The sequence below is a fragment of the Motilibacter deserti genome, from assembly GCF_011250635.1.
Classification (GTDB): domain Bacteria; phylum Actinomycetota; class Actinomycetes; order Motilibacterales; family Motilibacteraceae; genus Motilibacter_A; species Motilibacter_A deserti.
In genome coordinates, this window is sequence record NZ_JAANNP010000119.1 from 1 (window position 1) to 5,016 (window position 5,016).

Sequence of the window (5,016 nt, forward strand, 5' to 3'; positions counted from 1 at the left end):
TGTTGACCAGCTGCTCACGGGCGACGCCGTGCAGCGCCTCGTTCCACCAGCCGTACTGCGCGATCCCGAGCCGCGGGATCGCGGGGGACACGCTGCTGTTCATCTGGCTGGCCTTCTCGGCCAGCGTCATCCGCGACACCAGGTCCGCCGCGCGCTCCTGCGGCGAGTAGTGGCGGTCGAGGTAGATCGGGGCCGTGTCGGCCAGCGCCTGCTGGCCGGACCCCGCCACGGCGGCGGGGACCAGCCCCGTCACGGTGAGCCCGAGGGCCAGCGCGAGGGGTACGGAGCGTCGTGCCATGCATCTCTCCGATGAGAATCGGGTGCGGCCCGGGAGGTCCCGGGGCCGCTGCGGACGGCCGTGCAGAGGGGGCTGGCTAGCGGCCTCGACCGCACGGCCTCGGTGCGTGGAGGGCCGGTCGCGAGAGGGCGTGCCGAGGGCATCGCGGCGGCGTGCAGGGCCGCCGTACGATGGTTCTCGGTAAGGTTTCCGGACCGAGGCGGTGGGAATGTCGGCCCTTCTGGCGACGCCCCCCGGAGCGCCTCCTACTCCCGATGACCCGCCTGGAGGGCAGGTCAGGGCAGTTGGTTGGGCACCGGAACTAAACCTCTCCCAGCGGCTCCGTGTCCAGTCCGGGGCGGCCCAGGACGGTCACAGGTTCATAACGACTGCCACGTGCCGTTCTGCAACTCTCGGTGACCTTCCGGAAGCCCGTCCGGGACCTTGTGCCCGGTTCGAGCAGGTCTGGCGGCCTACTGAGGAGCAGTCGGAGGTCGCGCCTCGCCGGGACCCGGTGGCTCGTTACCGGATTGTTGCGGCAACATGCTCCCAGGAGATCCGAGAGTTGCGTATGTTCGATGCGTAAACAAACGGGGGCCCTGCCCAGTGGGCAGCACCACGCAGCCGTGGCTCCCCCGTCACGGGTGTTCACAGCACGACATCAGTTCGGGCACCAGGAAGGAAGGTCGAGGATGTCGACCAAGAAGAGGCTCGTCGCGGCCGTCAGCGTCGCGCTGCTCGCCGGCGGTCTGAGCGCGTGCAGCAGCGAGCGCTCCTCCGACGAGGACGCGGGCGCCAGCGCGAGCGGGGGCGCCTCTGCCGGCGGCCTCATCGGCGTCTCGATGCCGACGCGCAGCCTTGAGCGCTGGAACAAGGACGGCGCGCGCCTCACCGAGCAGCTCAAGACGATGGGCTACGAGACCACGCTGCAGTACGCCGACAACAAGGTGGACCAGCAGATCACGCAGCTCGAGAACGTGATCAACCAGAAGCCCAAGGTCCTCGTCGTCGCCGCCATCGACGGCACCGCGCTCAGCCCGGTGCTGCAGAAGGCCGCCGCGCAGGACATCAAGGTCATCGCGTACGACCGGCTGATCAACGACACGGAGAACGTCGACTACTACGCGACGTTCGACAACTACAAGGTCGGCCAGCTGCAGGGCCAGTACATCGTCGACCAGCTCAAGCTGGACTCGGCCCCCGGCCCGTTCAACCTCGAGCCCTTCGCCGGCTCGCCGGACGACAACAACGCCAAGTTCTTCTTCTCCGGCGCGTGGGACGTCCTCAAGCCCTACATCGACAGTGGCAAGCTCGTCGTCCCCTCGGGCAAGTCTCCGAAGAGCAATGACGACTGGGCCAGCATCGGCATCCAGGGGTGGCAGTCCTCCACCGCGCAGTCGGAGATGGAGACCCGTCTCAACTCGTTCTACGGCGGTGGCAAGAAGGTCGACGTCGTGCTCTCGCCGAACGACTCGCTCGCCCTCGGGATCGAGCAGGCGCTCGACGGCGCCGGCTACGGCAAGGCCGACTGGCCGATCGTGACCGGTCAGGACGCCGACCAGGCGAACGTCAAGAACATGCTCGCGGGCAAGCAGTCGATGACGGTCTGGAAGGACACCCGGACCCTGGGCGACCAGGTCGCGAAGATGGTCGACCAGATCGTCAAGGGCGAGACCGTCGACGTGAACGACACCGAGACCTACGACAACGGCAACAAGGTCGTCCCGACCTACCAGCTGCCGCCGGTCGTCGTGACCGCCGACTCGGTGCAGAAGGACCTCGTCGAGTCCGGCTTCTACAAGGCCTCGGACCTCGGCCTCTGAGGCTGACGCAGGAACCTTCGAGGTCCCGGGCGGCCTGATCCCGACCACAGGCTCGCCCGGCCTCGGGCCTCGGCCCGTTCCGTGCTGCACCCCGGCCGGGCCCTGCGCGAATCGCGCAGGGCCCGGTCGGCCCCGTCGGGACACTGCGGAAGTTAAGCGAGCGACACATGGCTGCTAACGACAACATGATTCTCGAGATGCGCGGGATCACCAAGACGTTCCCGGGCGTCAAGGCACTGCAGGACGTCACGCTGGCCGTGCGTCGCGGCGAGGTCCACGCGATCTGCGGGGAGAACGGCGCGGGCAAGTCGACGCTGATGAAGGTCCTGTCGGGCGTCTACCCCGCCGGGACCTACGACGGGGAGATCTACTTCGAGGGCAAGCTCTGCGAGTTCAAGGGCACCCGCGACAGCGAGCACCTGGGCATCGTGATCATCCACCAGGAGCTCGCGCTCAGCCCCTACCTCTCCATCGCCGAGAACATCTTCCTCGGCAACGAGAAGGCCAAGGGCGGGGTCATCGACTGGCTGGCCACCAACCGCGAGGCCGCGCAGCTCATGGCCCGGGTCGGCCTCACCGACAGCCCCGACACGAAGATCCAGGACATCGGGGTCGGCAAGCAGCAGCTCGTGGAGATCGCCAAGGCGCTCTCGAAGCAGGTCAAGCTGCTCATCCTCGACGAGCCGACGGCGGCGCTCAACGACGAGGACAGCGCCCACCTGCTCGACCTGCTGCGCCACCTGCAGGGGCAGGGCATCACCTCGATCATCATCTCGCACAAGCTGAACGAGATCAAAGCGATCGCGGACTCCACGACGATCATCCGCGACGGTCAGACGGTCGAGACGCTGGACATGCACGGCGCGGAGCCCGTTTCGGAGGACCGCATCATCCGCGGCATGGTCGGGCGCGACCTGTCCAACCGCTATCCCGAGCACACGCCGAAGATCGGCGACGAGGCGCTCCGCATCGAGGACTGGACGGTCCACCACCCCGTCGACCGCTCGCGGGTGGTCGTCGACCGGGCCAGCCTCGACGTGCGCGCCGGTGAGATCGTCGGCATCGCCGGCCTCATGGGCGCGGGCCGCACCGAGCTGGCGATGAGCATCTTCGGCCGCAGCTACGGCACCGACATCACCGGCAAGCTCTTCCTCAAGGGCCGCGAGGTGTCGCCGCCCCGCAACGTCAAGGACGCGATCAAGCAGGGGCTGGCCTACGCGACCGAGGACCGCAAGCGCTACGGCCTCAACCTCATCGAGGACATCAAGACCAACATCGCCGCCTCCGCCCTCGGCAAGCTGTCGCGCTGGGGAGTCATGGACGAGGGGCGCGAGGTCAAGACCGCGCAGGGCTACCGCAAGGACATGAACATCAAGGCGCCCAGCGTCGACGTCCTCACGGGCAAGCTCTCCGGCGGCAACCAGCAGAAGGTCGTCCTCAGCAAGTGGATCTTCTCCGATCCCGACGTGCTGATCCTGGACGAGCCCACGCGCGGCATCGACGTCGGCGCGAAGTACGAGATCTACCAGATCATCAACGCGCTGGCCGACCTGGGCAAGGCGGTCATCGTCATCTCCTCCGAGCTGCCCGAGCTGCTCGGCATCTGCGACCGCGTCTACGCGATGAGCCAGGGCCGGATCACCGGCCAACTACCCCGCGGTGAGGCCTCGCAGGAGTCCCTCATGCGCTTCATGACGATGGAGAAGGAAGGTGCGTCGGCGTGAGCAGCGCCCTCACCAAGGACGTCCGGCCCACTGAGCCGGGCAGGGGCGCGGCGGCCGGGCCGTCGCTGAAGCAGTACCTCAGCAGCAACGTCCGTGAGTACGGCATGGTGGCTGCGCTGCTCATCATCGTCGTGCTCTTCCAGGTCCTGACCGACGGCCGGCTCCTCGAGCCCAACAACGTCGCCAGCCTCATCGGGCAGAACGCCTACGTCTTCATCCTGACCATCGGCATGGTCATGGTGATCGTCGCGGGCCACATCGACCTGTCGGTCGGCTCGGTGGTCGCCTTCATCGGCGGCCTCTGTGCACTGATGATGACGGACTGGGACATCCCCTGGCTGCTCGCGGTCGTCGCCTCTGTCGCGATCGGCGCGTTGGTCGGCGTCTGGCAGGGCTTCTGGATCGCGTACGTCGGCATCCCGGCGTTCATCGTCACCCTCGGCGGCATGCTGATCTTCCGCGGCCTCGCGATCGTGCTCGTCGGCACGACGGTCGCCGGCCTGCCGGACAACTTCATCGAGATCAGCAACGGGTCGATCCCGAACTGGCTCGGGTTCGCCGGCAACCTCGACGTCGTCACGGTCGTCATCGGGCTGGTCGCCATCGCGGGCCTGGTCGGGTCGCAGGTCCGTCAGCGCGTCGCGCTGAGCCGCGAGGGCCTCATGACCGAGCCGATGGCCGCCTTCCTGGTCAAGATCGTCGTGACCGCGGCGATCATCGGCTTCGTCACCTGGCAGCTCGCGAACAGCACCGGCGGCACGCCCTACGTCCTCATCATCGTCGGCGTGCTGGTCGTGCTCTACACGTTCATCATGGGCAAGACCGTCTTCGGCCGGCACATCTACGCGATGGGCGGCAACCTGCAGTCGGCCAAGCTCTCCGGCGTCGACACCAGGCGCGTCAACTTCATGATCTTCGTGAACATGGGGCTGCTCGCCGGCATCGCGGCGGTCGTCACGACCTCCCGCGCCGGCGCCGGTGTGGCCGCTGCGGGCCAGAACTACGAGCTCGACGCGATCGCCGCTGCCTTCATCGGTGGCACCGCGGTCGCGGGTGGTATCGGCAAGGTCTCGGGGGCGATCATCGGCGCGCTCATCATGGGCGTGCTCAACATCGGCCTCTCGATCATGAACGTCGACGCCGCCTGGCAGCAGACGATCAAGGGCCTCGTGCTCATCGCCGCGGTCGCGTT

At 67.6% G+C, this 5,016-nt stretch carries 3 protein-coding genes and 1 pseudogene; 3 read left to right on the top strand and 1 reads right to left on the bottom strand.

Annotated features, from left to right (window positions below; genetic code table 11):
- Nucleotides 1-298: pseudogene (locus tag G9H71_RS20950) on the bottom strand (glycoside hydrolase family 3 C-terminal domain-containing protein); the annotation flags it as partial.
- A 671-nt stretch (nucleotides 299-969) separates the two neighbouring features.
- Between G9H71_RS20950 and chvE the strand changes: the two are divergent.
- The 3 genes from chvE to mmsB form a co-directional block, all read left to right on the top strand.
- Nucleotides 970-2,100: a multiple monosaccharide ABC transporter substrate-binding protein gene (chvE, locus tag G9H71_RS20955; protein ID WP_166284718.1), complete on the top strand. Its 1,131-nt coding sequence runs from the start codon at nucleotides 970-972 to the stop codon at nucleotides 2,098-2,100.
- A gap of 167 nt (nucleotides 2,101-2,267) precedes the next feature.
- On the top strand, nucleotides 2,268-3,824 hold the full coding sequence (gene mmsA / locus G9H71_RS20960) for a multiple monosaccharide ABC transporter ATP-binding protein (protein WP_166284719.1): 1,557 nt from the start codon (nucleotides 2,268-2,270) through the stop codon (nucleotides 3,822-3,824).
- On the top strand, nucleotides 3,821-5,016 hold a 1,196-nt coding region (gene mmsB, locus G9H71_RS20965), incomplete at its 3' end, for a multiple monosaccharide ABC transporter permease (protein WP_331273169.1). The genes mmsA and mmsB, both read left to right, overlap by 4 nt.

What these genes read in the sequence shown, in the direction of transcription:
- chvE (WP_166284718.1), top strand. Translation starts at nt 970, where the DNA reads ATGTCGACCAAGAAGAGGCTCGTCGCGGCCGTCAGCGTCGCGCTGCTC.
- mmsA (WP_166284719.1), top strand. Translation starts at nt 2,268, where the DNA reads ATGGCTGCTAACGACAACATGATTCTCGAGATGCGCGGGATCACCAAG.